At 72.8% G+C, this 26,410-nt stretch carries 23 protein-coding genes; 7 read left to right on the top strand and 16 right to left on the bottom strand.

Annotation, left to right across the window (positions count from 1 at the left end):
- The first annotated feature begins 45 nt into the window (after positions 1-45).
- From K2F47_RS14415 to K2F47_RS14405, 3 genes are all read left to right on the top strand, one after another.
- Positions 46-1,344, top strand: a complete 1,299-nt coding sequence (locus tag K2F47_RS14415; RefSeq protein ID WP_242903359.1) for a sensor histidine kinase — start codon at positions 46-48, stop codon at positions 1,342-1,344.
- Positions 1,341-2,006 (top strand): response regulator, encoded by a 666-nt coding sequence (locus K2F47_RS14410; RefSeq protein ID WP_242903358.1) that lies wholly within the window; start codon positions 1,341-1,343, stop codon positions 2,004-2,006. The genes K2F47_RS14415 and K2F47_RS14410 overlap by 4 nt, the downstream gene beginning before the upstream one ends.
- Positions 2,007-2,109: 103 nt before the next feature.
- Positions 2,110-2,715 (top strand): response regulator, encoded by a 606-nt coding sequence (locus K2F47_RS14405; protein WP_242903357.1) that lies wholly within the window; start codon positions 2,110-2,112, stop codon positions 2,713-2,715.
- 21 nt (positions 2,716-2,736) lie between these two features.
- On the opposite strand, the gene K2F47_RS14400 is transcribed toward K2F47_RS14405, so the two are convergent.
- From K2F47_RS14400 to K2F47_RS14390, 3 genes are read right to left on the bottom strand one after another with little or no spacing between them, the layout of a single operon-like run.
- Entirely contained in the window at positions 2,737-4,065 is a 1,329-nt protein-coding gene (locus K2F47_RS14400) for a serine/threonine-protein kinase (protein WP_242903356.1), read from the bottom strand.
- Positions 4,066-4,087: 22 nt separating this feature from the next.
- Positions 4,088-5,824, bottom strand: coding sequence for a serine/threonine-protein kinase (locus K2F47_RS14395; protein WP_242903355.1), 1,737 nt, complete (start codon positions 5,822-5,824; stop codon positions 4,088-4,090).
- 54 nt (positions 5,825-5,878) lie between these two features.
- Positions 5,879-7,873: a serine/threonine-protein kinase gene (locus K2F47_RS14390; RefSeq protein WP_242903354.1), complete on the bottom strand. Its 1,995-nt coding sequence runs from the start codon at positions 7,871-7,873 to the stop codon at positions 5,879-5,881.
- A 185-nt stretch (positions 7,874-8,058) separates the two neighbouring features.
- On the opposite strand from K2F47_RS14390, the gene lysX reads away from it, so the two are divergent.
- The gene (gene lysX / locus K2F47_RS14385) at positions 8,059-11,346 is read left to right on the top strand and encodes a bifunctional lysylphosphatidylglycerol synthetase/lysine--tRNA ligase LysX (RefSeq protein WP_242903353.1); all 3,288 of its coding nucleotides are present in this window, start codon (positions 8,059-8,061) and stop codon (positions 11,344-11,346) included.
- Here lysX and K2F47_RS14380 read toward each other — a convergent pair.
- The 6 genes from K2F47_RS14380 to K2F47_RS14355 all read right to left on the bottom strand — a co-directional run bounded on the left by K2F47_RS14380 (position 11,343) and on the right by K2F47_RS14355 (position 18,121).
- On the bottom strand, positions 11,343-11,894 hold the full coding sequence (locus K2F47_RS14380; protein WP_242903352.1) for a hypothetical protein: 552 nt from the start codon (positions 11,892-11,894) through the stop codon (positions 11,343-11,345). The two genes, lysX and K2F47_RS14380, sit on opposite strands and share 4 nt — an antisense overlap.
- A 55-nt stretch (positions 11,895-11,949) precedes the next feature.
- Positions 11,950-13,044 (bottom strand): winged helix DNA-binding domain-containing protein, encoded by a 1,095-nt coding sequence (locus K2F47_RS14375; protein WP_242903351.1) that lies wholly within the window; start codon positions 13,042-13,044, stop codon positions 11,950-11,952.
- Positions 13,045-13,105: 61 nt separating this feature from the next.
- Positions 13,106-16,336, bottom strand: coding sequence for a DEAD/DEAH box helicase family protein (locus tag K2F47_RS14370; protein ID WP_242903350.1), 3,231 nt, complete (start codon positions 16,334-16,336; stop codon positions 13,106-13,108).
- 123 nt (positions 16,337-16,459) lie between these two features.
- Positions 16,460-16,663 (bottom strand): PspC domain-containing protein, encoded by a 204-nt coding sequence (locus K2F47_RS14365; protein WP_242903349.1) that lies wholly within the window; start codon positions 16,661-16,663, stop codon positions 16,460-16,462.
- A 151-nt stretch (positions 16,664-16,814) separates the two neighbouring features.
- Positions 16,815-17,474, bottom strand: coding sequence for an HAD family hydrolase (locus tag K2F47_RS14360; protein ID WP_242903348.1), 660 nt, complete (start codon positions 17,472-17,474; stop codon positions 16,815-16,817).
- Positions 17,471-18,121 carry an MBL fold metallo-hydrolase gene (locus K2F47_RS14355; RefSeq protein WP_242905970.1) on the bottom strand — a complete coding sequence of 217 codons (651 nt, stop codon included), beginning with the start codon at positions 18,119-18,121 and terminating at the stop codon, positions 17,471-17,473. The genes K2F47_RS14360 and K2F47_RS14355 overlap by 4 nt, the downstream gene beginning before the upstream one ends.
- 33 nt (positions 18,122-18,154) lie before the next feature.
- On the opposite strand from K2F47_RS14355, the gene K2F47_RS14350 reads away from it, so the two are divergent.
- Positions 18,155-18,295, top strand: coding sequence for a hypothetical protein (locus K2F47_RS14350; protein WP_242903347.1), 141 nt, complete (start codon positions 18,155-18,157; stop codon positions 18,293-18,295).
- 79 nt (positions 18,296-18,374) lie between these two features.
- Here K2F47_RS14350 and K2F47_RS14345 read toward each other — a convergent pair whose 3' ends face one another.
- From K2F47_RS14345 to K2F47_RS14335, 3 genes are all read right to left on the bottom strand, one after another.
- Complete coding sequence (locus tag K2F47_RS14345) at positions 18,375-18,665, bottom strand: Fe-S cluster assembly protein HesB (RefSeq protein WP_214618467.1); 291 nt, start codon at positions 18,663-18,665, stop codon at positions 18,375-18,377.
- A 140-nt stretch (positions 18,666-18,805) separates the two neighbouring features.
- A complete protein-coding gene (locus K2F47_RS14340) occupies positions 18,806-19,573 on the bottom strand; it encodes an SDR family oxidoreductase (protein WP_242903346.1) in 768 nt (255 codons plus the stop codon).
- A gap of 15 nt (positions 19,574-19,588) precedes the next feature.
- On the bottom strand, positions 19,589-20,479 hold the full coding sequence (locus K2F47_RS14335) for a LysR family transcriptional regulator (RefSeq protein ID WP_242903345.1): 891 nt from the start codon (positions 20,477-20,479) through the stop codon (positions 19,589-19,591).
- A gap of 80 nt (positions 20,480-20,559) precedes the next feature.
- Here K2F47_RS14335 and K2F47_RS14330 point away from each other — a divergent pair, with 80 nt between their 5' ends.
- Positions 20,560-21,828, top strand: coding sequence for an MFS transporter (locus K2F47_RS14330; protein ID WP_242903344.1), 1,269 nt, complete (start codon positions 20,560-20,562; stop codon positions 21,826-21,828).
- Here the strand turns inward: K2F47_RS14330 and K2F47_RS14325 are convergent.
- The 3 genes from K2F47_RS14325 to K2F47_RS14315 form a co-directional block, all read right to left on the bottom strand.
- Positions 21,758-23,401 (bottom strand): serine/threonine-protein kinase, encoded by a 1,644-nt coding sequence (locus tag K2F47_RS14325; RefSeq protein ID WP_242903343.1) that lies wholly within the window; start codon positions 23,399-23,401, stop codon positions 21,758-21,760. The genes K2F47_RS14330 and K2F47_RS14325 overlap by 71 nt on opposite strands.
- 151 nt (positions 23,402-23,552) lie before the next feature.
- A complete protein-coding gene (locus K2F47_RS14320) occupies positions 23,553-23,924 on the bottom strand; it encodes a DoxX family protein (protein ID WP_242903342.1) in 372 nt (123 codons plus the stop codon).
- Positions 23,925-24,192: 268 nt separating this feature from the next.
- On the bottom strand, positions 24,193-24,663 hold the full coding sequence (locus K2F47_RS14315) for a MarR family winged helix-turn-helix transcriptional regulator (protein WP_242903341.1): 471 nt from the start codon (positions 24,661-24,663) through the stop codon (positions 24,193-24,195).
- A 341-nt stretch (positions 24,664-25,004) separates the two neighbouring features.
- Between K2F47_RS14315 and K2F47_RS14310 the strand changes: the two genes are divergently transcribed.
- The gene (locus K2F47_RS14310) at positions 25,005-25,373 is read left to right on the top strand and encodes a hypothetical protein (protein WP_242903340.1); all 369 of its coding nucleotides are present in this window, start codon (positions 25,005-25,007) and stop codon (positions 25,371-25,373) included.
- 35 nt (positions 25,374-25,408) lie between these two features.
- Here the strand turns inward: K2F47_RS14310 and pgfA are convergent, their stop codons facing one another.
- Positions 25,409-26,398, bottom strand: coding sequence for a cell envelope lipid trafficking protein PgfA (pgfA, locus tag K2F47_RS14305; protein WP_242903339.1), 990 nt, complete (start codon positions 26,396-26,398; stop codon positions 25,409-25,411).
- Positions 26,399-26,410 lie beyond the last annotated feature (12 nt).

The raw sequence follows: 26,410 nt of genomic DNA, 5'->3' as shown, positions 1-26,410 counted from the left end.
CCCCAGCCGACGAGGATTCGCCCATCGGTGTCCTAACGTGCTGACATGAGCACCTCTCCGCCGCACGGGCCGCGGCTGCCGAACCCGGCCCGGTGGCCCGTGTGGGTCGTCCCGCTGTTCCTGGCGTTCGTCCAGGTGCTGGGGTCGCTCGCGGCGCAGCACGGCCCCCCCGGCGGGGCCGAGAGCAGGCACGGCGGCCCGCACGGCTGGGGGGAGGACCATGACACGCCCCTGGACCCGCTGGGGTTCGCGCTGCTGCTCGCCGGTCCCGTCCTGCTGCTGTTCCGGCGCCGCAACCCGGTCGCGACGCTGGCCGCCACCGCGCTGGTCACCTTCCTCTACCTGCTGCGCGCCTACACCTACGGGCCCGCGCCGTTCTCGCTCGCGGTCGCGCTGTTCGCGGCGGTCGCGGCCGGGCACCGGACGGCGGCGTGGGCGGGGACGGGCGCCGGGCTCGCCGCCTACTTCGGGCTCACGCTGCTGATCGGCGTCGACCGGGACCAGCGCGGCAAGAGCGGGCTGTTCCCGGTGGAGCGGCCGAGCCTCGGTTCGACGATCTTCGTGATCGGCTGGGCGCTGGTCGTGCTGATCGCCGCCGAGCTGCTGCGGGCGCGCGGGCAGAAGGCGGCCGAGGCCGCCCGCGTCCGCGCCGAGGAGGAGCGCCGCCAGGCCAGCGAGGAGCGGCTGCGGATGGCGCGCGAGCTGCACGACGTCCTCGCGCACAACATTTCGATGATCAACGTGCAGGCGGGCGTGGCGCTGCACCTGATGGACGAGCACCCCGAGCAGGCGCGGACGGCGCTCGCCGCGATCAAGGAGGCCAGCAAGGAGGCGCTGACCGAGATGCGCGGGGTGATCGGGGCGCTGCGCGCGCAGGGCGAGAGCGCCCCGCGCTCCCCCACCGCCGGGCTCGACCGGCTCGACGACCTCCTCGACCGCGCCCGGTCGGCGGGGCTGCGGGTGGAGACCGAGGTCACCGGCGAGCGCCGGCCGCTGCACGCGAGCACCGACCTCGCCGCGTTCCGGATCGTCCAGGAGTCGCTGACCAACGTCACGCGGCACGCGGGGCCGGGGCCGGTGACGGCGCGGGTCCGGATCGCCTACGGTGAACGCGATATCGAGGTGCGGGTCGAGGACGACGGGCGCGGCGCGGCCCTGCTGGACGACCGTCCGGGCGGCAGCGGGATCCGGGGCATGCGCGAGCGGGCCGCGGCGCTGGGCGGCACGTTCGACGCCGGGCCGCGGTCGGGCGGCGGGTTCGGCGTGGTGGCGCGGCTGCCGCTGGACGAGGAGCCGGGGGGCGGTCCCGCGGACGAGGCTTCGCTGGAGAGGGGCGCACGGTGATCAAGGTCCTGCTGGCCGACGACCAGGCGTTGGTGCGGGCGGGTTTCCGGGCGCTGCTGGACGCCCAGGCCGACATCGAGGTCGTCGGCGAGGCGAGCGACGGCGCGGAGGCGGCCCGGCTGGCGCGGACGCTGCGTCCCGACGTGATCCTCATGGACATCCGCATGCCGGGCCTGGACGGGCTCGCCGCCACCCGCCAGATCGCCGCCGACGACCGGCTGGACGGCGCGCGCATCGTGATCCTCACCACGTTCGAGCTGGACGAGTACGTGTTCGAGGCGCTGCGCGGCGGCGCGAGCGGCTTCCTCGTCAAGGACACCGAGCCGGTGGAGCTGATCCACGCCGTCCGGGCGGTGGCGGCCGGGGACGCGCTGCTGTCGCCGAGCGTGACCCGGCGGCTGATCGCCGAGTTCGCCACCCGGGCCAAGGAGCCCGCGCCCTCGCCCCGGCTGAACGCGCTGACCGACCGGGAGCGGGAGGTGATGGCGCTGGTCGGTGAGGGACTGTCGAACGAGGAGATCGCGGCGCGCCTGGTCGTCAGCCCCGCGACCGCGAAGACCCACGTCAGCCGCACGATGGTCAAGCTCGGCGCCCGCGACCGCGCGCAGCTGGTCGTGTTCGCCTACGAGTCGGGGCTCGTCAAGCCCGGTTGGCTGCCCTAGAAATCGGCACTCTGGGGCGATTGACTGTCGTGGCCCGCACTGACATGACAAGGTGGGACGCATAGCAGGTCACCGACGCAGGTCACCGACGCGGAGGGGTGCGGTGCCGAACGCCACGAGGATTCTGGCCGTCGACGACCGGGAGGAGAACCTGACCGCCCTCGCGGCCGTGCTCGACGCGCTGCCGGTGGAGGTCGTCCCCGTCTCCTCGGGTCAGGACGCGCTCAAGGAGCTGCTCAACGACGACTTCGCGCTGATCCTGCTCGACGTCGTGATGCCGGGAATGGACGGGTTCGAGACCGCCGGGCACATCAAGGCCAGACCGCGTACCCGCGACATCCCGATCATCTTCCTGACCGCCGCCGGGGAGGCCGGCGAGCAGGCGTTCCGCGGCTACGCGGCGGGCGCCGTCGACTACCTGACCAAGCCGTTCGACCCGTGGCTGCTGCGCGCGAAGGTCCAGGTGTTCGTCGACCTCAACCACCGCAACCTGGAGCTGGCCCGGCAGGCCGCGCTGCTGCGCACCACCCTCGCCGAGGCCACCGAGGGTGCCGAGGGCTGCGAACGGCTCCTCAAGGCGCTGGACGAGCGGCTCGCGCTCGTCGAGGACGACGTCGCCCGGCTCCGCTCGGGCGACGGGCCCGGCGACCTGGAGGACCACGTCGCCGAGCTGCGCCGCGCGCTGGACGCGCTGACCGCCGGCTCCTGACCCGTTCCCTGAAACCGGGCTTCAGGCCTTCGGGTCCGGCGTCATCGTCCAGGTCCGGGGGGCGCGGGTCGCGTCCAGGGCGCCCGAGTGGAGCTTCTCGCGCAGGATGAACGCCCCGGCCAGCACCGCCACGATCACCAGGATCACCGCGACCGTGACGATCAGCACGGTCCTGCGGCGCTCGCCCTGGACGTGCCGACCGGTGTCGTCGACGGTCGGGGGCGGCGGGGGCTGCTGCCAGTTCGACTGCTGGCGCGGCTGCTCCCACGGCGGCGGCGTCTGGGGCGGCTGGAGATTCGAGGGAGGGGGCGGCGGGGCCCAGTCGGTCTCCAGCAGCGTCTTCGGCTCGGGCTGCGCCTTGCGCGGTGTCGCCGGACCCGGGAAGTGCTGGTTCGTGCCGTCGTGCCGGGTGGCCGCCTCGATCTCGCTCGGGTCCAGGACGGTGTCGGCGGCGTCCTCGCCCTTCGCGGCCCCGGGGAAGCGGCCGGACGGCTCGTCCAGCATCGTCGCGTCCGCCGCGGTCATCGGCGCCGCGGGCAGCGTCGCGACCTGGACGAGCAGCGGCTGCGCCTGCGCGGCGGTCATCCGGTGCACCGGCTCGCGGGCCAGCAGGCCGTCCAGCACGCGCGCGAGCGGGCCCGCGTTGCGCGCCGGCGGGACGGGTTCGGTGAGCGCGGCCTGGAGCGAGGCCATCGCGTCCGAACGCTCGTAGGGGGAATGCCCCTCGACGGCCGCGTACAGCGTCGCTCCGAGCGCCCACAGGTCGGACGCGGGCACCGCCCGCTCCCCCTGCGCCCGCTCGGGCGGGATGTAGGCGGGCGAGCCCATGACCAGCCCGGTCTGGGTGAGCGTCGCGTCGCCCTCCATCTGCGCGATGCCGAAGTCGGTGAGCACGACCCGGCCCGCGTCGGTGATCAGCACGTTGCTGGGCTTGATGTCGCGGTGCAGGATGCCCTTCTCGTGGGCGTGCCGCAGCGCCGCGAGCATCTGGAGGCCGATCTCGGCGACCCGGCGGTGCCCGATCGGCCCGCGGTCGAGCAGGTCCTGGAGCGACGGCGCGCTGACCAGCTCCATCACGATCCAGGGCCGGTCGGCCTCCTCCACCACGTCATGGACGATCACCACGCCGGGGTGGCTCAGCCGCGCCGACGCCCGCGCCTCGCGGAACGTCCGCTCGTACAGGACGGCGCGCTCGGCGTCGCTCAGCCCCGGCGGGAGCACGACCTCCTTGACCGCGACCTCGCGGTCGAGCATGACGTCGTAGGCGCGCCACACGGTGCCCATGCCGCCGCGACCGACCACCGAGTCGAGCCGGTAGCGGTTGCCGAGCAGCCGCGCCTCCTGTGCCATTCCTGAACGGTCTCCCTGATGCTCAACCCGCCCCGGCGGGGCGGAAACTGTCGAGCACATTGTTCACGAGAGCCGCCCGGTCGTTCCACCTGGCGGCCGGGAGCGCCACGATCACGGCGTACGGGGTGCCGTTCACGATCACGCCGCGGTCGCGGGCCCGGGTGCCGCCCTGGCGCGACCACAGGAACTCGATGTCGGCGGCGGGCAGCGACCCGACGGTCGTGCGGGTGATCCCGAGCTTCTGGAAGCCCTCCAGCTTGCCGTCGGCGAGCGCCTGCTGCTCCCAGGCGACCCAGTGGTCGTAGGGGTCGCCCGTCCACGGGGTCCGGTCGACCTGGACGTAGGCGCCGGACGCGGGGTCGATCCAGGACACGCGGTTGCCCTCTGCCGTGCGCCTCCAGCCGTCCGGCACGCCGATCGTGTAGCCGGGGCCGGACGCGCGGACGAGGCCCGTCGGAAGCCGCGCCGGGGTCGGAACCGTCGGGGTCGGCGGCGTCGGGGACGGCGACGTCGTCCGCTGCGTGGGGTCGCTCACGCCCGTGCTCGCGGGCGGGTTGGCGACCGGCGAACCCGAGGTGCGGGGCCCGCCGCTGGACGCGCCGTCCGGCCACAGGAAGATCGCCACCGGGACGAGCAGCACGACGACGGCGACCGCGCCGAGGATCATCGGCAGCCTCGACCGGCCCTTCGGCGCGGCACCGGTCGCGGCGGGCGCGGCGGGCGCGGCGGCCGTCCACGGGCCGCCGGTCGGCGTCGCGTAGTGGTCGGGGACGGGGGCGGGCGGCGCGGCCAGCGTGGCGCCGCCGTCCACCGCCGTCCCCGTGTTCCAGTGCTGGTCGGTGGTCCAGTGCCGGTCGGTCGCGGTCTCGCCCCTCCCGCCCGCCTGCATCGCGAGCTGCGCGGCGGCCTGGCTCGCCGCGTGCCCGGACGCGACGGCCGCGAGCGCCTCCTCCGCCTGGTCGGCGCTCAGCCGCCGGACGGGGTCGCGCTGGAGCAGCCCCGCGAGGACGGGCGCGAGCGGCCCGGCGTTGCGCGGCGGCGGCGGTTCCTGCGTCATGACCGCCGCGAGCACCGCCATCGCGTCGCTGCGGTGGTGCGGCGCGCGGCCCTCGCACGCGGCGTAGAGCGTCGCGCCGAGCGCCCACAGGTCGGACGCGGGGATCGCGGGCTCGCCGTTGACCCGCTCCGGCGGCATGTACGCCGGGGACCCCATGATCAACCCAGTGTTGGTCAGCGTCGCGTCGCCCGCCATCTGCGCGATGCCGAAGTCGGTGAGGACGGCGCGGTCGTCCTCGGTGACGAGCACGTTCGCGGGCTTGACGTCGCGGTGCAGGATGCCGATCGCGTGCGCGGCGCGCAGCGCGCCGATCACCTGCCGCCCGATGGCGGCGACGCGCCCGGGCGGGAGCGGCCCGTCCTCGTCGATGACGTCCTGGAGCGAGCGGGCCCGCACCAGCTCCATGACGATCCACGGGCGGTCGTCCTCGTCGACGACGTCATGGACCGTCACGACGCCCGGATGGTTCAACCGCGCCGACGCGCGCGCCTCGCGCAGCGTCCTGCGGTGCCGGTTCTCGCGATCCTCGGCGCTGAGGGAGGCGTGCAGCACGACCTCCTTCACCGCGACGTCGCGCGCGAGGGTCTCGTCGCGGGCACGCCACACCGTGCCCATCCCCCCGCTCCCGACCACCGACAGCAGGCGGTACCGGCCGGCCAGGAGCCGCCCGTCCGTGTGATCCGCGTGTTCCGCGTCCGACATGTGTCGCGACCCTACCGATCTCACTTAACAGATCGGCATACACCGATCCTGCGTTCACTTTTTGGCGGCCTCGAAGAACCGGTACACGGGCTGGAGCGCGGCGAGCTCCTTGCCCCAGCGGCCGTCGGGGGCGCGCACGAGGATCGCGTAGCCGTGCCCGTTCGCGACGAAGCCGCGGTTGAGGATGTGCAGCCGCCCGCCGTCGCCGTCGAAGGTGAACTCCCAGTCGGCGGACTTGTCGCCGTTGCCCGTGTCGGGCACGGGCGGCTGGTCGCCGGTCGGCACGATCTTGATCTTCTTGTAGCCCGGGAAGCCGGGGCCGCCGGCGTCGGCGTCCCGCCAGTCGCCGATCGCGCTCGCGCCCGGCTTGCTGGTCTGGCCGATCTGGACGTAGGTCGAGCGGTCGGGCGAGTAGAAGAAGTCGCCACCGGTCTTGCGCTCGGGGCCCTTCCAGCCGTCCGGGACGGGGACGGCGTAGCCGCTGCGGTCGCGGTGCATGTGGAACCCGGCCGGAAGCGCGGGGCTCGGCGTGCCGCTCGGCTTCGCGGACGTCGCGGGCGCCGACGGCGACGGCGACTTCGTCGGCGGCTGCGCGCCCTTCTTGCCGGGGTCGTCGGAGCCGCCGCCCGAACTGGCCATCGCGATCCCGGCGATGACCACGATGATGACGAGCACGACCGCGCCGATGATGAGCGCGTTCCGGTTGAGCGTGAGCGCCGGCATCGCGGGACGCCCCGGACCCTCGGGCGCGCCGGGCGGGCCCGGCGGCGGCGGTTGCTGGACGGCTCCCGCCGGACGCGTCGGCGGCCCGGCCTGCCAGGACGTGCCGCCGCCCACCGGGGCGGTGCCGGCCGCGGCGGCGAGGGTGGAGTCGTCCAGGACGGTGGTGTCCGGGCGCGGCTCGTCGTGCGCGGTGTCGCTCGGCCCCGCCGGCCCGCGCGCCCTGTTCGGCGGGTCGTTTCGCGGACCGCCCGGCGGCGGGCCCGCGGGCCGCGAACCGGCGGGCGGCGTCACGGGACGGGGCCGGTGCGGCTTGGCGGGCTTCTTGACCGGGTCGAAGCGGGTGAGCTGGTCGGGGCGCGCGTTGTCGGGGGCCGACACGTCCGGGATCTCGGGCGTGTCGGGGAGCTCGGGGATCGGGGTCAGCCGCGTCTGCGCGGCCGGGGCCTCCAGCGGGTACTCGACGGCCATCGTGCGCTGGGTGTCGATGGTCTCCTGGCGGACGATGTCGTCCAGCAGCGCCCCGGCCTCGATGGCGCCCATCCGCTGGTCGGGGTTCTTCGCCAGCAGGCCCTCGATGACCGGGACGAGGCGGCCGCCCTTCTCGGGGGGGTCGGGGTCCTCGGAGATGACGGCGACCAGCGCGGCCATCGGCTCGGGACGCTCGAACGGCGACTTGCCGTGCAGCATCGCGTACAGCGTGACGCCGAGCGACCACAGGTCGGAGGCGGGCCCGGCGACGCGGCCCCGCGCCCGCTCGGGCGCGATGTAGGCGGGCGAGCCCATGACCAGGCCGGTCTGGGTGAGGGTGGCGTCGCCGGAGGCGGTGGCGATGCCGAAGTCGGTGAGCACGGCCCGGTCGCCCGCCCCGCCGCTGCCGGTGACGAGCACGTTGCTGGGCTTGACGTCGCGGTGCAGCACCCCGGCCTCGTGCGCGGCGTGCAGCGCGGCGAGCATCTGCCGGCCGATCTCGGCGGCGCGGCGCGGTTCGAGCGGCCCCTCCTGCTTGATCACCTGGTCGAGGGAGCGCGCGCGGATGAGCTCCATGATGATCCAGGGGCGGTCGTCCTCCTCGACGACGTCGTACACGGTGACCACCCCGGGATGGCCGAGCCGCGCCGCGGTGCGCGCCTCCCGAAAGGTCCGCTTGTGGTGGACGGCGCGCTCCTCATCGGTGAGACCATGCGGGAGGATGACCTCCTTCACAGCGACGTCCCGACCGAGGACCTCATCGTGTGCCTGCCAGACCGTCCCCATGCCGCCTCGGCCGACCTGGGTTACCAGTCGGTAGCGGCGGGCGAGCAACCGCTCACCGGGTTCATTTGGCATATCCGCGACCATATCGACTTTTACTGAGAACCTTGGACCGAGCTTGCAAGCCACAACCCCCTACCCGTACGACGCCCGGCACCACTCCGCGGTTCGCCACAGGGCGAGGGAGTGCGGACGGAAGCGTGATCGACGTGACACCCGGTACAAATAAGAGAGTTGCACAGCGTGCCGACGGGGGGACGATGCCGGAGAAGGGCATGACCGGCGAGTGGCGGCGGCTCGTCATGGCCGCGCCGACGATCTTCTTCTGGTACACCCGTCTCTCCGGCATCCTGTCACTGCTGGCGTGGGTCTCCTATGGTCTCATCCTCGAGATAGCCGACATCTGGGCGTTGCGCTGGATCGGGTACCTCGGCTGGTTCCCGAGCGTGCCCGTCGGGCTCGTCTGGATCCTGCTGTCGATGGGCGTGCGGCGGCGCAAGAAGGCCGCCTGGCGGATCCTCGTGCTGATGTTCTGCCTGCCCGCCGTGCTCAGCGTCACCGGCGTGCTCACGACCCTGTTCGACCCCGACCGGCCGACCCCGGTCGGCCTGATCGTCACCGCGACCGTGTACCTCGCGGTGCTGTGCCTGCTGGTCGCCGCGCGCGGGCAGTTCACCACCCTGCCCGACCGCGCCAACCGGCGGCTCGCCGCGATCGTCTTCACCTGCCTGCTGGTCGTGACCTGCGGCATCGGCACCTTCCTCGTCACCGTCACCGACCGCAATTCCAAGGGCGACTTCTGGACGCACCCGGTCTACGCGATCACCCAGACCGTCCTCGGGCCGCGCGTCACGGGCAAGCCGATCGACGTCCACGTCCCGTTCTACGTGGACGTGATCCTGTGGGTGCTCGGCACCGGACTGTTCGTCGGGACGTTCTGGGCGCTGTTCAAACCGGGCCGCCGCGACCCCGTCCTGAGCCCGCCGGAGGAGCTCGCGGCGCGCGCGCTGCTCGCCGAGTACGGCGACCAGGACTCGCTCGGCTACTTCGCGCTGCGCCGGGACAAGGACATCATCGTCGCGCCGAACGGTAAGGCGGCCATCGCCTACCGGGTGGAGGGTTCGGTCTCGCTGGCCAGCGGCGACCCGCTCGGCGATCCCGAGTCGTGGGACCAGGCGATCGAGGCGTGGCTCGGCGAGTGCCGCGCGCACGCGTGGATCCCGGGCGCGGTCAGCGTCGGCGAGCGCGCCGCGCACATCTACAAGCGGCACGGGTTCGACGCGCTGGAGCTCGGCGACGAGGCGATCATCGACCTCACCGACTTCAACCTCGACGGACGCGAGATGCGGCAGGTCCGGCAGGCCGTCCGGCGGGTCGAGCGGGCCGGGTACACGGTGCGGATCAGGCGGCACTCGCAGATCCCCGGCTGGGAGATGGCCAAGCTGATCCGCAGCGCGGACGCCTGGCGCGGCGAGGAGACCGAGCGCGGCTTCTCGATGGCGCTCGGGCGGCTCGGCGACCCGACCGACGGGCGCTGCGTGATGGTCGAGGCGTTCGACGCCGAGGGTGAGCTGCGCGGCCTGCTCAGCTTCGTCCCGTGGGGCCGGACGGGCCTGTCCCTCGACCTGATGCGCCGCGACCGCGCCGCCGAGAACGGGCTGAACGAGTACATGGTCGCCAAGCTCGCCGAGAAGGCGGCGGCGGTCGGCGCGCAGCAGCTCTCGCTGAACTTCGCGATGCTCCGCTCGGCGTTCGAGCGCGGCTCCCAGATCGGCGCCGGGCCCGTCGCGCGCGCCTACTACCGGTTCCTGTCGTTCGCGTCGAAGTTCTGGCAGCTGGAGTCGCTGTACCTGGCCAACGCCAAGTACCTGCCGCACTGGCGGCCCCGGTTCATCTGCTACCAGCAGGGGCGGCACATCGTCCGGCTCGGGCTCGCCTACGCGCGCGCCGAGGGGTTCCTGCCAAGCTTCAACCGCCCGAAGCTCGACCGCGCGGCCGCGATGGTGCCGACGATGGGCCTCGTCGACCGGATCAAGGAGATCGAGGAGGCCGCCGAGTCGGCCCGCGCGCCGCAGCGGCGGCTGTCGGAGCAGGAGCGGGTCCGGCACGCCAAGCTCGACCAGATCCGCGCCTGCGGCATGGAGCCCTACCCGCTGTCGTTCGAGCGCGCCGACTTCGCCGCCGCCGTCCGCGACCGGTTCCCGTGCCTGCCGCCCGACACCCGCACCGGTGAGCACGTCGCGATCGCCGGGCGTGTCGTCCTCGCCCGCGAGCACGGCCGGCTCATCTTCGTCACGCTGCGGGACGAGACCGCCGACATCCAGGTCATGCTGACCGCCGACGCGCTCGGCGAGGAGTCGCTCGGATACTGGAAGTCGCTGATCGACCTCGGCGACCAGGTCGGCGTGCGGGGCGAGGTCGTCACGTCCCGGCGCGGCGAGCTGTCGGTGCTCGCCGAGGAGTGGCGGCTAACGGCCAAGTGCCTGCGGCCGCTGCCGAACAAGCGGTCGGGCCTGTCGGACCCGGAGGCCCGCGTCCGGCAGCGCTACGTCGACTTCATCGTCAACGACGAGGCCCGCCGGATGCTGCGGATGCGCGGCGACGCGGTGGCCGCCGTCCGGGACGGGCTGCGCGCGCGCGGCTACCTGGAGGTCGAGACGCCGATGCTCCAGCCGATCCACGGCGGCGCGGCGGCGCGGCCGTTCACCACCCGCATCAACGCCTACAACATGCAGCTCTACCTGCGGATCGCGCCCGAGCTGTACCTGAAGCGGCTGCTGGTCGGCGGCGTCGGACGGGTCTTCGAGCTGAACCGCAACTTCCGCAACGAGGGCGTGTCGCAGAAGCACAACCCCGAGTTCACGATGCTGGAGGCCTACGAGCCCTACGGCGACTACGACACGATGGCCGACCTCACCCGCTCGCTCGTCGTGGACGCGGCGAAGGCGGCGCTCGGCACGTCGGTCGTGGTGCGCGACGGCGTCGAGTACGACCTGGCGCAGCCGTGGCGGGAGATCACCGTCTACGGGTCGGTGTCGGAGGCGCTCGGCGAGGAGGTCACGCCCGACACCCCGGCGGCGAAGGTGCGGACGTTCGCCGAGCGGTCCGGGCTGAACCTCGACCCCGTCTGGGGGCAGGGACGCGTCGTCCAGGAGCTGTTCGAGGCGCTGGTCGAGGAGAGGCTGACCGAGCCGACGTTCGTCCGCGACTACCCGGCCGAGACGTCGCCGCTGACCCGCCCGCACCGCGACGACCCGCGCCTCGCCGAGAAGTGGGACCTCATCGTCTTCGGGCTGGAGCTCGGCACCGCCTACTCGGAGCTGATCGACCCGATCCTGCAACGGCAGCGGCTCACCGAGCAGTCGCTCCAGGCGGCCGGGGGCGACCCCGAGGCGATGGAGCTGGACGAGGACTTCCTGCGCGCGCTGGAGTACGCGATGCCTCCGGCGGGCGGGATGGGCATGGGGATCGACCGGCTGCTGATCACTCTGACCGGGCGCAGCATCCGCGAGACGATCCCGTTCCCGCTTGTCCGGCCTGGTTCCTAGAGGGTGCGGGGGGCGGGGCGGAGGTTCTGGGCGGCGAGCCAGTGGCGGGCTGCGGCGCGGCGGACTTCCTCGGAGGTGTCGGGGGGTCGGCTGTTGGGCGGGATGAGGAGCCAGCGGTCGGGGTCGTAGGACGGGTCGGTCGCGTCGAGGGTGGGCTCGTCCGCCAGGTCAGTCGCGGGGAGGACGTCGCCTCGGTGCAGGTCGAGGAGGTGCGGCTCGTCGTCCTCTAGGGCGGCGGCTAGCGCGCCGAGATCTACCGGGATGGGTGTCAGGGGCTCGTCGGTTCGCGGGGTTCCCAGTGCCGTCGACAGCTGGTCGGCCAGTTCGGCGTCGCCGGGGAGGTCGCGTCCGTTCAGTTCTGCTAGGACGTGGCGGGCTCGTTCCTCGGCTGGGCGGCCCTCGGCCAGGGCGGCCAGCAGCACGTCGCCCGCATATTGGAGGACGGGTTCAAGGGGGCGATCGTCCAGCGCGGCCAGCCCGGCGGCACCGTCGCCGCGCTGCGCGGCGGCCCGCAGGCGCGCCATCGCCTCCTCGTCCCATCCCGTCACACGGACATTTCTACCGACTCCCCATGACACTCGTACGACGATTCGCGTGACCGGTTCACCGGAGTGGGGCCATGTGGATTTCGTGTTCGGAGTCGGGGGCGGCGAATCGCAGGAGCGCTTCGGCCTCCTCCTGAACGTGCTGCTCGTCCGGGAGTGGAGCGAAGAGTTCGATGGTGAGCTTCGCGTGCAGTGCTTTCCGGTCGTGCTTGAGACTCCAGATCCCGTGGACGCGGCCGTCCACGAGCAGGGTCGCCTTCACCCACGCGCCGACGCAGATGACTTTTCGCTGCTCGTTGGTCATGACGCGGGTGCGGTCGGCGTAGGCGAGGAGGAGATTGTCCAGGTCGGGAAGGAAACGGACGGGTGCGGGGGCGTCCTCCACCAATGCGGCTTCCGGGAGGTCGAACAATTCCACGCCGTTCTCGTCCTGGTAAACGCGGAGGCCGGGACGCAGGCGCTCGAAGTCGGCGTCCATCCGGCGCATGCCCGACCACATCTGGAAGTCCTTGACCGAGGCGGGGCCGAATGCGGCGAGATACCGGTGAATGAGGTGGTCGGGGGTGGGATCGTCGTGCGGAGGCTTTCCGATCCAGTCCTCCGGGAGCGCGAACGGGGTGGCGCCCCAGGTGTTCCAGGTCCCGCTGGGCGGCGGATGGACGACCGGGACCAGCGCCTGCACCGACCAGCCGAGCGCCTGGAGGTCGCGGCCGGGCCAGATCTCGGCGAGTTCGCGGGCGAGTTGGGGGCGCGTGAGCGTCCGGCCTTCGAGGAGCTTGCGGGCCCGCGCGGCGAGTTCGTCCAGGTCCCAGTCCTTGGTGGTGCGGCCGAAAGCGGCCTGCCGCCCGCTCAGCAGGCTCCGCTGGACGAGCGGCCGGACGTAGCGGAAGTCCTCGGCGGTGGCGACGTGCTGGGTTCCCCGCAGGATCGACGAGCGGACCACCGAGCGGTCGTTGAGCAGGTCGGTGAGCTGCTGCTGGTGGAAGCCGGTGAGGCGGGACCACAGGCCGTAGTAGGGCAGGTTCGGGTCCTGCGCCTGGAGTGCGACGAGCCGTTCGACCGCGCCCAGCGGCGGCATCGCGGAGCGGGCGAGGAGCAACTGGCGGTCCAGCGTCGTGCGGTTGAGCGTGCGCTGGTCGAGCGTGCGCGGCATCGGCCCTCCATAGGAACATATCGTTCCGTTCCATAATAGCGGAACGGAACGAGTCATTCCACTAGCCGCCCGCCCGGAACACCTCCACCGCGTAGCGGAGGCGGGCGCCGACCAGGAGCGCCTCGTCGGGAGGGCAGGCGAGCAGCCGGGACGCCAGCTCCACCAGCTGGTCGTCGGACAGGCTCGGCTCGCGCGCGGCGATCCGTCCGACCAGCTCGACGAGCTCGGCCCGCTTGTAGCTCGCGATCGACCGGCCGCGCCGGACGGCCTCCGGCGGCCGCTCGGTGACCTGCTGGGATGCCTTCGGCGCCGGGGTCGGCTCCGGGGCCGGTGGCGGTGCCGGTTCGGGTTCCGGGGCGGCGGCTCGCAGGCGTTCAGGTTTGTCGGGTTCGGAGGTCAGGGCCTCGAAGAGCGGGGTCGTGGGCGTGATCCTGCCCTCCAGGACGTCCGGGAGCGGGGTCGCCGGGACGGGCCCGTCCGGGAGGGGAAGCTCCGGACCCGAGGGGCCGACGAGGATGATCCGGGGGGCGAGCCAGAGCAGGAACAGGGCCTCGGCGCCCGCGCCGTGCTCCCCGTCCACGATCACGACGTCGAACGAGCCGGGACGCGGCGGGAGCGCGTCGGGGATGCGCCACAGCGGCAGGATCCAGGCCGGCACGATCTCGGCCGGGTCGCTCGACCGGGACGGCCGGACCGCCGCCCACGCGCGGGCGGACGCCAGCTCGTCCTTGGCGGTGCGGAGGCGGTCCTCGGCCTCGGCGAGGTCGGCGCGCAGCCGTTCCTCGGCCGGGGACGGGACGGTCTCGGCGAGCCGCGCCGACGCCCGCGCCCAGGCCCACGCCTCGTCCCAGCGCTCGGCGCGGGCCTGCCAGCTCGCGTCGCCGTCGGTCGCGACCAGCAGGTTCGCGAGGTCGGGATGGCCCGCGCGGACGCGTTTCAGCAGCTCCTCGCAGCGGATCTGCAACGCCCGCTCGTGCCGTCCCTCGGCGAGCGCGCCGAGGGCGCGGCCGTAGGCGGCGGCGTCGCGGTCGTCGATGGCGGCGAGCGCGTCGGCCAACTCGGGCGGGTCGTCGCCGTCCACCGGTCCGATGGAGTCGCGGAGCGCGTCGAGGTCGGCGCGGGCGCGGTTGACGGCGAGGCCCTCCATCGCGCTCCGCAACGCGGACACGTACGCGTGCCACTGCATCGGATGGCTCAACGGGATCGTCACGGACGCGTGCCCGAGGAGGTCGGCGGTCTCGTTCACCGACGGAATCGCCTCCCGGACGCGGGCCAGCCGCGCGTGCGCCCGGACGAAGCGGGCGACGCGGTCGGCGAGCGGCGGGTCGGCGGGGAAGGAGATCCCGGCGGCCTCCCACACGTACTGGAGCTCCTGGCAGGTCATCCGCACCATGACCTCGGTGAACACGAGGTCGAGCAGCTCCGGGGTGGTGGGCGCGGCGCCGTCCACGGTCGCGCCGGTCAGCAGCGGCTCGGCCTGCCGCTGCACCGCCGGACGCAGCGGGCCGCGCCGCAGGCTGCCGCCGTCGGCGAGGTATCCGCGCAGGTCCTGGGCCATGGTCGCGAGCTTGCGCAGGTGCGCTTCGGGCGGCAGCTCGATCCGGTGCCCGGCCATGCCCGCGACCGCGCGGCCGGCCCACTGCGCGCGGTTCGCCATCTCCGCGACCCGTGTCCAGACGAGCGGGCGGTGCTGGGCGAGCGCGTCGCCGAACGCGAGGACGGCCAGGTCGGCGGGGTTCCAGCCGCCCGGATGCCCGCCCAGCCCGAGATCGCCGAGCGCGGCGTCGACGACCGAGGCGGCGGCGTCGAGGCGGGCGAGGAGCGCGACGTCCAGGCCGCGCAGCCGCCGCGACAGGTCGGTCTCCGAGCGCGCCGCGCGCTCGGCGGCCGCCGCCTCCGCCTCGAACAGCGTCCGGACGTAGGCGGGGCTCGGCAGCGCGCCGGGGTCCACGTCCCGCTGCACGGTGCGGGCCTTGCGCTCGGGCGTCTCCTCCGCGAGCAGCACGATCAGCTCGGACGCCTCGGCGCGGGAGATCGGCGGCACCGGCGGCAGCTCCGCCCGGACCGGCATCCACGACAGCTCGGACGCCTCGGCGCGCAGCCGCCGCGCCAGCTCGCCGCGCCCGCCCCGGTAGCCGGAGCCGAGATCGGTCGCACCGGTCGCCTCCGCCTCCCTCAGCCGCTCGCGCAGCCCGGCGACCTCGCGCTCGGTGACCGCCTCCCGCTCGGCGAGCGCCTCCTGATCCGCTTTGGGGCCGGTCTTGTTGCGGATCGCCTCCGCGACCTGGCCAGCGGCGGCCGGGTCGGCGGCCGTGAGGGCCGCGAGCCCCGGCGGGAGCGCGGCGCGCAGCGCGCCCGACGCGGTCGCGCCGGACGTGGCGACCAGCACCCGCATGCCGAGGACCAGGACCCCCGCGAGGAAGTCCCGGACCGTATCCGGGTCCGCCTCCTCGACGTGCTTGACGAGCTGCCCGCCGCCGCGCGCGATGAACCGGGCGAGGCCGCCCGGGACCGGGGTCCCGCTCGCCAGCATCCCGATCATCCGCGCGTGGTAGTCGGCGACGGCGCCCCGGCCCGGCGGGCGGACGACCAGCGCGGGCGCGAGCCGCAGCCGCGGCGACGGCGGCAGCGGCCCGTCCGGTCCGGGCGGCCAGTCCTCCCGGTAGTCGACCGGGTCCGGGAACGTCTCCGCGCACCACTTCCGCAGGACGTCGCCGACCGAGGCGTTGAGCCCGAAGCCCTGCCCGGCCTGCACCGCGTCCCACACCCACCCGGCCTTCCCGTCGTGCCCGGCGAGCAGCTCGCGGTCGCGGATCGTCGCGGGACCGGCGAGGACGACGTCGACGCGCTCGGTCCGCCCGTCCACCACGACCCGGACCGGGGTGTTCAGCAGATGATCGTGGACCGGGTCGCCGCCGTCGGGCCCCCAGGAGAGCAGCCCGGTCGCGAGCACGACCTCCTGGCCGCGCCCCGGCTCCTGCTCGGCCAGGTCGCGCAGGACGCGGTACCAGTGCCGCAGGCCGAGCCAGCCGTCGAACTCCTCCAGCACCGCCGGGGGCGTCAGCGGAATGACCGGCACGCTGAACAGCACGTCGCCGGGCCCGGCGTCGACCTCCACATAGACGTCGCCGGGCAGCTCGGCGAGCCAGTGCACCTGGTCGTGCTCGGCCAGCTCGCGGGCGGGCCGCAGCCGCGCCCGCGCCAGGTCGCGCAGGTATCCGAGCAGGCGGGCCGCCCGCTCGGCACCCGCCTCCGGGCCCTCGTCCGTCATACCCGGGCCCTCGTCCGGCACCGCGGCTCCTTCCCTCCCACTGGGGAACGGTGTGCCACGATCTAACACCCAGCGGGGGGCCGGGCCAAGAGCCTCCAATGATCATGCGGTGCGGCGGCTCGCGCGGGGGGCCTGGCGCGTGGCTTAGTGCGTGCGGGCGACGTAGCGGTCCTCGCTGGGCAGCATCACCCACAGGACGAGGTAGACGACGAACTGCGGTCCGGGCAGCAGACAGGACAGCAGGGCCAGCAGCCGGACCGTCCAGGGCGCCATGCCGAACCGCTGAGCCAGACCGGCGCAGACACCGGCGATGATCCTGCCGTGGCGCGGACGGTAAAGGCCGTTCATGAGCTTCTCTCCCCGATTCGATGGTGGTCGGCCGCTTGTCCGGCGGCCGTGGCCGCGATGGCCACATACCCCACGCTACGAACCGGACGCCCCCGGCCACATCGACCATTCGGCCTGTTCAGCGCCATACTCCCGAATTAGGGGATCACCCTTAGGGGGTGGCGTTGTGCCGCGCGACCAGCCCTGGGAGGACGTCCAGACCGTCCAGGACGAACAGGCATTCGCTCAGGGCGGCGTCGTCCTTCTGGATGTGCCCCCATGGGCCGCGCCGCAGGAAGGCCGCTTGCATCCCGTATGCCACCGCGGGCCTGACGTCGTTGTCGATTCGGTCCCCTACATAAAGGACGTGTTCGGGGGGCACGCCTGCGAGCCGGGCGCAGCGCTCGAAGAACTGCTGGGACGGTTTCGCGACGCCCCACACGTCCGAGATCCCGATGGCGTCGGCGGCGAGGCCGAGCGCCGCCATCCGCTCGCCGGCCTCCACCGGCTGGTTGCCCGCGATCCCGATGTAGAGGCCTTGGTCGTGGAGCGCCGCCAGGCATGCCCGCGCGTCCGGATAGAGATCGTCCGGCCCGAATCCGTTCGGCACGCCCGCCTCGGCGCGCCGCTTCTCCTCCACCTCAAGGTCGAATCCCGGACGGAAGTGCTGGAACAGGTCCATCTGGTCGCCGCCGGTCGCCAGCAGCGCGCCCAACTTGGTGAGAAAGGTGTGCCGCGGAACGCCGATCCAGTCGGCCCAGCGGCCGTAGATCTCGCCCTCGTCGATGAGCGTCTCGCCGATGTCGAAGAAGACGGCCCGGACGGCGGTCATGCCGCGCCCAGCTCGACGGACTCGCCCGGCTCCAACCGGCGGAAGTCCTTGCCCAGTTCCTCGCCCGCCGCGCCGACGTGCTTCTCCATGACCATGAGCCCGACGTCGTTCAGCAGCCCGTCATGCACCACGAACGCCCGCTCGGGACGCACCGCCCGCGCATACGAGTACAGCTCCGGAATCTTCATCCACGGCGCGTTGCCCGGCAGGCACAGCGTCGGAACCGGCTCCGCCGGCACGGTGAGCGCGTCCCCGGGGTGGAAGACCTCCCCGTCCACGAGGAAACCCACGTTCGGGATGGGCGGGACGTCCGGATGGAGGATCTCGTGCTCCTCGCCATACACATGGACGTCGAAACCGGCGATCGTGACCGCGTCCCCATGCCCGACCTGGTGCACACGCCCACCGAGGTCCGCGAGGCTCTCCGCGACGACCCGGGACGTCCACACCTCCAACGCGGGACGCTGCGCCATGGCTGCGCGCAGGCCGTCGGCGTCGAAGTGGTCGAAGTGCTCATGCGTGATCAGGACGGCGTCGGACGCGGCGAGCGCGCCGGCGGCGCCGCTGAACGACCCGGGGTCGATGATGATCGTCCGGTCGTCCCGGGTGATCTGGACGCAGGCGTGGCCGAGCTTGGTGAGACGCATCATCCGATCTTTTCACGGTGCCACACTGGTGCCGTGACCTCCCCGGAAGAGCGCCGCAGGAACTGGCACGACCAGCCGCGCGGCCTGGCCTGCGCCGTCGTCGGCGCGTTCCTGGTCCTCACCACGGCCGCGTTCGTGTTCGCGATCGTCGCGGTCGTGCTGGCCGTTGAATGAGAGACCGGGACGCCGACCCGCGCGATCGGCGCCCCGGTCTCACCTCCGTCCTGGTCGAACGGGGCGACCAGGACGCGGCTCAGATCTCGGTGCCCTCCGCGATGGTGAAGGCCACATCCCCCTGCGGATCGACCTGGGCGTCGAGCTTCTTGTCGTCGAGCATCACGGCGACGGCCGGTTCCAGATAGACCTTCGCGCCCTCCTCTTCGACGACCTGGTCGCCCGCCTCGGGGGCGGGCGCCACCGAGAGGCGCAGCGCGTCCGAACCATCGGTCCCTGACTCGATGCGGATCCCGGTGTCCGGCGGGAGTTCGGGGTTGGCGGTGACGGTACGTATGACCTGGACGGCACCGCTGGTCAGCGTGAGCACGATCAGCTCCTCACGTCTCGTTCGTTCGGGATCGGATCTGCCCCACCCTCCCCGCTGCCCCAACCCGCAAACCTCCGCCCCCGAACTCTCCCCCGCCTTCGTCCCGCTGGAGGCGGGCGGCACACCCCGCGATGCCGGGGTCAGATGAGGGTGGGGCGGATTGTGGTGCCGCCGTCTATCACCAGCGTTTGGCCGGTCATCCAGGACGCGGTTTCGCCTGCCAGGAAGAGGGCGGCGTTCGCTATGTCTTCGGGTTGGCCGATGCGCCCTAGCGGGGTTGAGGCGGCTATCTGGTCTTCTTTGTTTTCCCAGAGGGCGCGGGCGAGGGTTGTTTTGATGAGGCCGGGGGCTATGCAGTTGACGCGGACGGCGGGGGCGAGTTCCATCGCGAACTGGCGGGTGAGGTGGATGACCGCGGCCTTGGTGGCGTTGTAGTAGCCGATGCCGTGCTCGGTCACCATGCCGCCGACGGAGGCGATGTTGACGATGGCGCCGCCGTTCTCGCGCATGGACGCGCGCCAGGCCAATTGGGTCCATTGGACGAGCGCGAACTGGTTGACCTCGACGGTCTTCGCGGCGGCGGCCGGGTCGATGTCGGCCATCGGGCCGTAGTAGGGGTTCGTTCCGGCGTTGTTGACCAGGACGTCCAGGCCGCCGAACTCGGTGATCGCGGCGTTCACGCAGGCCTCGGCCTCGTCGCGGTGGGCGACGTGGGCGGCCTTGGCGAGGACGCGGGCGCCGGGATGCGCGGCGCGGATCTCGCGGGCCGCCTCGTCCAGTGCCTCCTGTTTGCGGGACGACAGGACGACGGACGCGCCCTCAGCGGCGAGCGCGGTCGCGATTGCTTTACCGATTCCCCGAGATGCCCCGGTGACCAGCGCGGTTTTCCCCTGTAGGCCCGTGTGCATTCGCCCCCCTCGCGATCACTGTATCGGCGGGTGATCTCCGCCTGTCACGAATCTGCGGAAGCCCTCGACGGCCGGGGGGCGGGTGCGGGCCTTCGCCCAGGCGAGGCCGATCGTCCGGACGGCGGCGGGTTCGGAGAGCGTGATGTGCCGGACGCCGGGGACCTCCTCGTCCGGGCGGAGCGGCGCCACGACCGCGACGCCGAGACCGGCGGCGACCAGGCCCCGGACCGTCGAGGTCTCCTCGCCCTCGAACGCGATCTTCGGCCGGGCGCCGGCGAGCCGGAAGAGCTCCTCCGCGATCACGCGCAGGCCGGCGCCCTTGAGGAACGCCACGAACGGCTCGTCGAGGACGTCGCGCACGGTGGCGCGGCGGCGGCCCGCCAGACGGTGGGACGCGGGCACCGCGAGTTGGAGGCGTTCGACGACGAGCGGGTGCCAGACGAGGGACGCGTCGTCCGGGCATGGGCTCGTGATGGCGAGGTCGGCGCTCCCGTCCAGGATCATTCCGAGGATGCGCTCGGAGCGGCCCTCGCTGAGCCGGAACGTCACGCCGGGGTGGTCGAGCCGGTAGCGGCGGATCAGATCGGGGACGAAGGACGGGCCCTGGGTGTGCAGGAAGGCCAGCGACACCTCGCCGCGGTCGGGGTCGGCGGCCTGCGCGAGCGCGCGGCGGGCCTGTTCCTCCTCGGCGACGAGGCGGCGGGCGTGCTCGGCGAACACCTCCCCGTAGCGGCTGAGGACGACGCCGCGTCCCGCCCGGTCGAACAGCGGGACGCCCAGCTCGCGCTCCAGCCGGGCGATCGCGCGGGACAGGCCGGGCTGCGAGACGCGCAGTTCCGTCGCGGCGTTCGTCACATGCCCGAGTTCCGCGACGGCGAGGAACCACCGCACCGTCACCAGATCCATGGCATTCATGATGTACGCGCATCAATGTGGAAGCAAACTTTCATTGGACGCATGACTCTTTCGCGTTGACGCTGTATCCCATGACCCTCGCCCCTCCGGAGGCCCTCGCGCGCCACCGCCCCGGCTCCCCCGGCCTGCGCCGCGTCAACCTCGCCCTGTTCGCGGCCGGGCTCACCACGTTCATGTCGCTCTACTGCACGCAGGCGCTGCTGCCGGAACTCTCGAAGGGGTTCGACGTCTCCCCGGCGCGGGCCAGCCTCCTCGTGTCGCTGTCCACGGGCGCGCTGGCGCTCGCGGTGATCCCGGTCAGCTCACTGTCGGAACGGTTCGGGCGGACCCGCGTCATGATCGTCTCGTCCGTCGCGTCCGCGCTGGTCGGGCTGCTGGTGCCGGTGTGCTCGACGTTCGGGCAGCTCGCCGCCGTCCGCACCGTCCAGGGGCTCGCGCTCGCCGGGGTGCCCGCCGTCGCGATGGCCTACCTCGCCGAGGAGGTGGACGGCGCGCACCTCGGCGGCGCGATGGGCCGCTACGTCGCCGGGACCGGCATCGGCGGGGTGCTCGGACGCCTCGTCCCCGGGGTCGTGGCGGGCTTCGCCGGATGGCGTTGGGCGCTCGCCGTCACCGGTGTGCTCGCGGTGGCTTTCACGGTCGCGTTCTGGTTGCTGCTTCCGCAGTCGCGCTTTTTCCGCCGGTCGCGTGTGGGGTACCGGCCGCTGCTCGCCCACCTGTCCGATCCCGGGTTGCGGCGCCTGTATCTGATCGCGATGACCGCGATGGCCGGGTTCGTCACCGTCTACAACTTCCTTACCTACCGGCTCCTTGATGGACCGTTCCATCTCCCGCAGGCGGTGGCGAGCCTGATCGCGGTGACGAACCTCGCGGGCTCGGTCGCCTCCGCCCGCGCGGGCCACCTCGCCGACCGGGCCGGACGCCGCAAGGTGCTGGTCGGCGCGCTGCTGCTGGCGGCCCTGGGGCTGGCGCTGATGGTGCCGCCCGTCCTGCCGGTCGTCGGCGCCGGGCTGCTGGTCTTCACCGTCGGGTTCTTCGCGACGCACGCCGTGGCGAGCGGCTGGATCGGACGGCGCGCCGCGTCCGCCCGCGCGCAGGCGTCCGCCCTGTACCTGTTCGCCTACTACCTCGGCAGCAGCATCGGCGGGACCACCGGGGGCTACGCCTACGACAACGGGCACTGGGACGGGACGAGCCTGTACGTCCTGGCCCTGCTCGCCGTCGCCCTGCTGGCCGCCGTCCGCATGCCCGGGGAGCAGCGCGCAGCGGTCAGCGTACGGGGAAGCCGTCGCAGCCCAGGTAGTAAGCGTCGCCGTTGGAGCGGACGTGCAACCAGATGACCGTCCAGTCGCCCTTCATCAGCGGATACGCCTCGCTACCGGAACCCTGCCACTTGAAATCGGCCGGATAGTGGAGCGTCAGGTCACCGTCCCCCTTCGGGTACAGGTGCGGTTTGCTCCTGACGACTCCGGTAACGCCGTTCCCCTGCTGCTCGGCGGGCGGGCGGATCTCGGCGGCCACGTAGTAGCCGGACGGCCGCGCGTACTTGAACCGCATGCTGAGGTCCACGGTGGGCGCGGCGTACGGTTGGCGCGGCGCGGACGTCTGGAGGTCGTTCGAGTACCGCATGTCCTCGGGACGGACGGCAGGCTGGCACTGGAAGTTGGCCTTCGTCCACCGGACCGCGTCGAACTCGTCGGTCGGCTCCTTCAGGAGGATCACGTCCGGCGGAGGACCACCCGGCGACCGTGTCGCACCCGTCGCACCCGTCGCGCCCGTCCCGTTCGGCGCGGTTGACGTGCCGCCCTTCGCCGCCGGGGTGCTCGCTCCCCGGCGCTGCTCCGGCGACCCGCTGGGCGGGCCGCCCGCGCCGGTTCCGGAGTCCCCGCCGTCCATCAGGAAACGCGCCGCGAGCGAACCCGCCAGCACGACCGCGACCACCGCCGCGACCGCCGAGATGATGACGGCGCGGGAATGACTCAGCAGCCCGCCGGACACCCGTGTGTGGCCGGGCGGAACGAGCCCGAGCGTGACCGCCTCCGGCACGCCAGAGGGTAGCGGCGGTAGCACGCCCACCAGCCGCCGGTACGCGGGGTCGGTGGCGAGGGTGCCGTAGGGCGCGGTGAGCTGGAGCAACCGTTCGAGGGTGGCGCGGTCGGCCGGGTCCTTCGCGGCGCACAGCGCCACGAGTTCGGCGACGCGCGGGTCGGCGCCGTCCAGGTCGATGTCGCCACTCAACGTCCGGTGCAGGATCGCCTCGATCCGCCCGCCGCCGAACGGCGGACGCCCGGTGGCGGCGTAGGCGATGGTGCCCGCCAGCGAGAACACGTCCGACGCGGGGACGGGCTCCTGCTCGCGGACGACCTCGGGCGCGACATATCCCGGCGTACCGTTCCACACGCCGGTCTGGGTGATCTGCGTCTGGTCCTCGCCGCGCGCGATGCCGAAGTCGATGAGGCGCGGTCCGTCCGGCGCCAGGATCACGTTGCCCGGTTTGAGGTCGCGGTGCTGGACGCCCTGCCGGTGGATCTCCAGCAGCCCGGTCGCGAGCGCGCCGAGCAGCCGCAGGCATGTGTCAGGGGGTATCGGACCGTGCTCGGCGACGGCCTGCCTGAGCGTCGGCCCCGGCACGTACTCGGTGGCCAGCCAGTACGGCGGCGTGTCGAGCCCGGCGCTGACCATCGCCGCCGCCGACCGGCTGCGCACCCGCTCGGCCGTCTGGACCTCGCGCCGGAACCGGGCCAGCGCCTGCGGCCCCTCGAAGTCCTCGCGGATGACCTTGAGCGCGATATGCCGTCCGCCCCCGGTCAACCCCAGGTACACCTGCCCCATGCCGCCCGCGCCGAGCCGGGCGAGCAAGGGGTAACCGCCGATAGTGGACGGATCTTCAGGACGCAGCGGCTCCACCGTCACCGACCCGTTCGTGTTCCACGCATGGCCGGAATGATCTCATTCCGGGCAAGCGCGGCGGGTCGTCACACCGGATACGGCGCCCGTTCCGGCCGCGATCACGCCGTCTGCGCCGTCAGGTTACGGCGAGGGCAGGTTCTGTCAGGCATCAGGGTCACTCGGCCTCGCGCGCCACGCGGAGTGCCCAGGCGATCAAGGGCACCTGGAGCGGGAGGCGGCCGTAGGCGGCGGCTCGCAGGAGCGAGGACCGGGTCCGCCAGTCGCGCGCCATCTTGAGGTTCGCGGGGAAGACCGCCACCAGCAGCCACGCCGTCGCGAGCGCGCCCGCCCTGCGGGTGCGGGGATGGGCGACGGCGGCGGCGCAGACGAGTTCGGAAGCGCCACTGGCGAGCGTCCAGAATCGCGGGCGTCCGGGAAGCCGACTCGGCACCAGCGTGTCGAACGGGCGCGGGACGAGCAGGTGCGCCGCGCCCATCCCGCCCATGAGCGCGACGAGCCCGAACGCTGCGCGTGACGAGTCGGTCATGGTTGCAGTCTCGCAGGTGGACGGATCGTCCCGGCACACGGGCTGTGACGGAGGTCACCCGGCGGTGGGGTGTGACGGTTCGCATCCCGGTCAGGTCTCTAGTGTCACCATCTCGGCGTTTTGTCCGCTAAAGGGGCTGGCCGGGTGCGCTGCCGCCCCACAGGCGCGCACCCGGGGACGGACATCGCACCCGAGGCGGAGACTCCGGGGACGGCCGTCGCGGCCGGGGGGACCGCCGCGACCGTCCCCGGACACATGCCGTGCCGGGTCAGGGGAGGTTGCGAATCTCCTCGATGATCTTCGGCATCGTGGCGTTGTTGTCACGCATCCAGGCGAGCAGGAACGCGATCTGCTCGTCGGTGAAGCCTTCCAGCCGCTCCTGGAAGTGGCGGCCGATCGGCGCGAAGTAGCGGCCGAAGCGGGCGAGGTTCTCCTCGACCAGCTCGACGATCACGCGGCGGCGGTCGTCGGGGTCGCGGGTGCGCCGGACGTATCCGGCCTTCTCCAGCCGGTCGATCACGGCGGTGATGGCGCCGCCGGTGGTGATGCCCATGAGCTGGGCGAGCTGCCCCGGGGTCTGCGGGCCGTCCAGCGACAGCGCGTTCACGCACTGCGCGTCGGTGACGTTCATGCCCGCCTTGCTCGCGGTGGCGTGATGCAGCAGAACCGTGAACATCGTGCCGCGCTGCGTCTCCATCTGGAGTTCGTTCGCCATCCGCTCGCGCTCCGGGGTCGCCATGCCTTCACCTCTTCTATAATCTCTCACATAGAGAAACACTTAACAAGAGCGACTCTCACCAGGAGAGTCTAGGTCGGTTACGCGGCGTCCTCAACCACCTACCAGCCATGCCGGACGGCCCGATGCCCAGCTTTTCACCCTGCGCCACGCGCGGGAGTATCTGCGGTCGGTCGCGTCCTATGCCCCTTAATGGGACGTCCGAAAGGGCGGGGTGTGTTTGCGGGGCGAGGGTCGAGGGACAGCAGGACGCGACAACCTCAATGAGAGGAATGACCGTCATGGCCCTGCACCTTGGACGCAAGCGGCACGCTCCGGCGAGGCGCCGGTTCTGGCCTCGGTGGATGGTGGAGAGGAACACGAGCACGGCGAAGGGGACCGACACCACCGTGGCCGACCGGCCCGTGGCGCACCGGCGGAGGTCGCGGCACTGGTGGAGCAGCAGGACCAACCCGGTGAGCGCGATGATCCTCGCGGCCGGTTGGGCGGCCGTCGCGATTCTCGCCTTCGGCATGTTGCTGACCTGGGCGGACGCCAATCCGGGCAACAGCGTCGTGGACGCCGTGCTCGACGCGGGCCGGTGGCTCGCGACGCCCTTCCACGATGTGTTCACGCGCAACGACCCCGAGGAACAGCTCTACATCAACTGGACCATCGCGGGCGCCGCCTACTACCTGCTCGCGCGCGTCCTGTCGTGGGTGGTCCGCTTCTGACCGCCCAGCTCCCTGGTCGCCTAGGCACAGATCGCCTAGGCACGGGCCGCGGCGCCGAATCTGCCGTCCGGACGGCGGGACGCCACGGGCGCGGACGGCGCGCCGCGGACCAGGCCGTAGTAGCCGCCGACGAGCAGCAGCACCAGCCCGAGGACGACGGCTCCGGCCGGGACGTAGGCCCGCACGAGCGCGATGCGGAATGCGGTCGCGTTGGCCGTGTCCACCAGGGCCTGCTGGTCCTTCGGGACGGTGACGAAGTCGGCCCGCGTGGCGACCATCCGGCCCTTGCCGTCGGGGGTCTGGAGCGTCGCGCGGACGCTCTCGCGGTGCTTGACCGGGATGCCCGTCCGGGGGTCGACCCAGACCGTGTTGTCCGCCTCGGTGAAGCGGTCGACGTCCCGGTCGGCGCCGCCGAGGCCGAGCAGCCTGGCGGGGACGCGGGTGTCGAGCGCGGCCGTCCGGGTCGGCGGGACGTGCTGGGTGAAGCGGTAGGCGGTGAGGCCCCGCACGTCCTCGACCCCGTCGAAGCGCATCGGCGCGAGCCGTCTGGTCGGCATGTCGAAGAACGGGTAGTCGCGCCGGTGGACGCCGGTGCCCGGGAACAGCGGGCCGTAGCCCGACATCCGCACGGTGTCGTCGCCGTCGGCGTTGGCGCCGCAGCAGGTGACGAGGCGGGCCGTCCGGCGGTCGAAGGCGAAGCGGTGGCCCTGGATCTGGACGGGCCTGCCGGGGGCGGCGTTGTCGTAGACGTGGGTGGTGGAGTCCCAGACGGCGATGCGGTCGTCGCCGCCGTTGGCGCGGACGTCGCCGCGGACCGTGGTGATCGCGACGAGCGAGACGCCGTCGCGGAGCTTCAGCATCGCGCCGTCGTAGTAGGCGGCGTTGGACGCCTCTGACCGCGTCGTCTGGAAGCGGTTCAGCGGCGCGAGCGCGACACGGTCGGCCACGTAGTAGCGGACGAGCGGCGCGAGCGTGAGGAAGAAGGCCCCCACGGCGACCAGGACCAAGCCGACGGATCGCCGCATGCGCACCTCCGG

Origin of the sequence: Actinomadura terrae, assembly GCF_022751215.1 — a bacterium.
Taxonomy (GTDB): domain Bacteria; phylum Actinomycetota; class Actinomycetes; order Streptosporangiales; family Streptosporangiaceae; genus Spirillospora; species Spirillospora terrae.
Note: the sequence above shows the minus strand (reverse complement) of the source record. Positions and strands in the feature narration are given on the sequence as shown.

What these genes read in the sequence shown, in the direction of transcription:
- K2F47_RS14415 (WP_242903359.1), top strand. Translation starts at nt 46, where the DNA reads ATGAGCACCTCTCCGCCGCACGGGCCGCGGCTGCCGAACCCGGCCCGG.
- K2F47_RS14400 (WP_242903356.1), bottom strand. Translation starts at nt 4,065, where the DNA reads ATGGCACAGGAGGCGCGGCTGCTCGGCAACCGCTACCGGCTCGACTCG.
- K2F47_RS14395 (WP_242903355.1), bottom strand. Translation starts at nt 5,824, where the DNA reads ATGTCGGACGCGGAACACGCGGATCACACGGACGGGCGGCTCCTGGCC.
- K2F47_RS14390 (WP_242903354.1), bottom strand. Translation starts at nt 7,873, where the DNA reads ATGCCAAATGAACCCGGTGAGCGGTTGCTCGCCCGCCGCTACCGACTG.
- lysX (WP_242903353.1), top strand. Translation starts at nt 8,059, where the DNA reads ATGCCGGAGAAGGGCATGACCGGCGAGTGGCGGCGGCTCGTCATGGCC.
- K2F47_RS14375 (WP_242903351.1), bottom strand. Translation starts at nt 13,044, where the DNA reads ATGCCGCGCACGCTCGACCAGCGCACGCTCAACCGCACGACGCTGGAC.
- K2F47_RS14365 (WP_242903349.1), bottom strand. Translation starts at nt 16,663, where the DNA reads ATGAACGGCCTTTACCGTCCGCGCCACGGCAGGATCATCGCCGGTGTC.
- K2F47_RS14360 (WP_242903348.1), bottom strand. Translation starts at nt 17,474, where the DNA reads ATGACCGCCGTCCGGGCCGTCTTCTTCGACATCGGCGAGACGCTCATC.
- K2F47_RS14355 (WP_242905970.1), bottom strand. Translation starts at nt 18,121, where the DNA reads ATGCGTCTCACCAAGCTCGGCCACGCCTGCGTCCAGATCACCCGGGAC.
- K2F47_RS14340 (WP_242903346.1), bottom strand. Translation starts at nt 19,573, where the DNA reads ATGCACACGGGCCTACAGGGGAAAACCGCGCTGGTCACCGGGGCATCT.
- K2F47_RS14335 (WP_242903345.1), bottom strand. Translation starts at nt 20,479, where the DNA reads ATGGATCTGGTGACGGTGCGGTGGTTCCTCGCCGTCGCGGAACTCGGG.
- K2F47_RS14330 (WP_242903344.1), top strand. Translation starts at nt 20,560, where the DNA reads ATGACCCTCGCCCCTCCGGAGGCCCTCGCGCGCCACCGCCCCGGCTCC.
- K2F47_RS14320 (WP_242903342.1), bottom strand. Translation starts at nt 23,924, where the DNA reads ATGACCGACTCGTCACGCGCAGCGTTCGGGCTCGTCGCGCTCATGGGC.
- K2F47_RS14315 (WP_242903341.1), bottom strand. Translation starts at nt 24,663, where the DNA reads ATGGCGACCCCGGAGCGCGAGCGGATGGCGAACGAACTCCAGATGGAG.
- K2F47_RS14310 (WP_242903340.1), top strand. Translation starts at nt 25,005, where the DNA reads ATGGTGGAGAGGAACACGAGCACGGCGAAGGGGACCGACACCACCGTG.
- pgfA (WP_242903339.1), bottom strand. Translation starts at nt 26,398, where the DNA reads ATGCGGCGATCCGTCGGCTTGGTCCTGGTCGCCGTGGGGGCCTTCTTC.